The 1,522-nt window shown below is 73.9% G+C and carries 1 protein-coding gene and 1 pseudogene; both read left to right on the top strand.

The features are described from left to right. A pseudogene (locus tag GTW43_RS16640) lies at positions 1-529 on the top strand (glycoside hydrolase family 27 protein); the annotation flags it as partial. 87 nt (positions 530-616) lie between these two features. Next, a partial coding sequence (locus GTW43_RS16635; RefSeq protein ID WP_161302816.1) for an ABC transporter substrate-binding protein occupies positions 617-1,522 on the top strand: 906 nt, incomplete at its 3' end.

The following is a 1,522-nucleotide window of genomic DNA, read 5'->3' as shown; positions in this document are numbered from 1 at the left end:
CCTCGCGTCCGCGCCCGCCACGGCCGGCACCGCGGGCACGCCCGACGCCCTCGCGGCCCGCGGCCGGGACGGCGCGCTGCTCGTCCGCTCGGCCGCCGGCCACTGGCAGGACCTCGGGACGCCGGAAGGCCTCGGCCTGTACGACGACCCGGCGGCCGTGACCGGCCCGGACGGCCGCGTGCACGTGGCCGTCCGCGCCACGGACAGCGCGGTGTGGACCCGGGTCCGCGGGAGCGACGGCACCTGGTCGGCCTGGTCCTCGCTGGGCGGCGCCACCAGCGCCTCGCCGGCCCTGGCCCGCGACGGCGACACCGTACGGCTCGTGGCGCGGGCCGGCGACTACACGGTGTGGCAGCGCTCCCTCGCGCCCGGCACCGGCGACGACGCCTGGAGCGACTGGTCCAAGCGCCCCGAGTTCGCCAGCGCCGCCCTCACCGGCTCCCCGGCGCTCACCGGCGCCCCGCTGTCCGCCACGTACCGCGGCGTCGACGGCCGGCTGTGGCGGACGCCGCTGCCCGCGTCCGACTGACCGCCAGGCCCTTCTCCCTACCGCAGTCCGGGACCGCCGCGAGGGCGCGGTCCGGTCCCGGACCTCCCAGGAGTCACCATGTCCCCCATGTCCAGAGGCGGTTCGGGCCTCACCCGACGGCGTCTGCTCACCGGAGCCGGGGCGCTCGGCGCGGGCGCCGCGCTGAGCGGATGCGTCACCTCCGTCCGCTCCAGCGTGTCCTCCGGCGGCGCCGTCACCCTCCAGTCCAACCTCTCCGCACCCCAGGCCAAGTCGGCCCTGCAGAAGGTCGTCGACGGCTTCAACGCCCGCGGCGGCGCCTCGGCATCGCTGAACACGGTGGCCTCCGAGACCTTCCGCACCCAGCTGCCGACCTACCTCACCTCGGCCAACCCGCCGGACCTGTACACCTGGTACCCCGGTTCGGTGGCCGACGCGTACGCGCGCCGCGACCTGCTCCTGAACCTCGACGACGTGTGGCGCAGCCCCGACCTGTCCCGGTACAGCAAGGCGTTGAAGAGCCTGTGCACGTCGCGGGCGGGCCACAAGGTGTTCGTGCCGACCAGCTACTACTGGTGGGGGTTCTTCTACCGCAGGTCGAACTTCCGCAAGTGGGGAGTGTCGGAGCCGCGCACGTGGGACGACTTCCTCGACCTGTGCGAGACGCTCCGGCGCAAGAAGGTCACCCCGGTCGGGCTCGGCGCGGGCAGCGGTACCGCCTGGGTCGCCTCCTCCTGGTTCGACTACCTCAACATCCGTATCAACGGCGCCGGTTACCACCGTGACCTGCTCGCCGGCCGGCACCGCTTCGACGACCCGGAGGTGCGGCGCGTCTTCGACCGCTGGGACGAGGCACGGCCGTTCATCGACAAGCGCGGCACGGCGCTCGCCTTCCAGGACGCCACGACCGAGCTGCTCCAGGGCCGGACCGGCATGATGCTCATCGGTACGTTCTTCGCGGACTCCGTGCCCCGGGACCAGCTCGACGACATCGACTTCTTCCGGTTCCCCGAG

The organism is Streptomyces sp. SID5785 (assembly GCF_009870065.1).
In the GTDB taxonomy this organism is placed as follows: Bacteria; Actinomycetota; Actinomycetes; order Streptomycetales; family Streptomycetaceae; genus Streptomyces.
This window is presented reverse-complemented; position numbering and strand designations above follow the sequence as displayed.